This window comes from Duganella vulcania, from assembly GCF_009857655.1.
Lineage (GTDB): Bacteria > Pseudomonadota > Gammaproteobacteria > Burkholderiales > Burkholderiaceae_D > Rugamonas > Rugamonas vulcania.
The window spans coordinates 1-290 of the sequence record NZ_WWCX01000324.1; the positions used below are offsets into that span (position 1 = coordinate 1).

The window sequence follows — 290 nt, forward strand, 5'->3', positions numbered from 1 at the left end:
ATCTCGCGACGGCAGCCACGCCAGCCACGTGGCGGTCGATGCGCGCCACGTGCTGGCGCAGCCGGCCCGCGTCGCGCCGGCCCAGTTGGCGACGCTGCCGTACAACTTCCTGACCGTGTGCCGCGCGCTGGCCGGCGCCGGCCTGACCCGTGCCAGCGCGCCAGGCCGCCAGGTGCTGGTGCACGGCGGCTCGGGCGGACTGGGCATGATCGCCATCGCCCTGCTCAAGCAACTGGGCGCGCACGTGACCGCGACGGCCGGCGATCACGGGCTGGCGGCCTGCCGCGCGG

1 pseudogene is annotated in these 290 nt (G+C 76.6%); it reads left to right on the plus strand.

Features of this window, described 5'->3' with window-relative positions:
* Window positions 1-290, plus strand: a pseudogene (locus GTP90_RS36225) (alcohol dehydrogenase catalytic domain-containing protein); the annotation flags it as partial.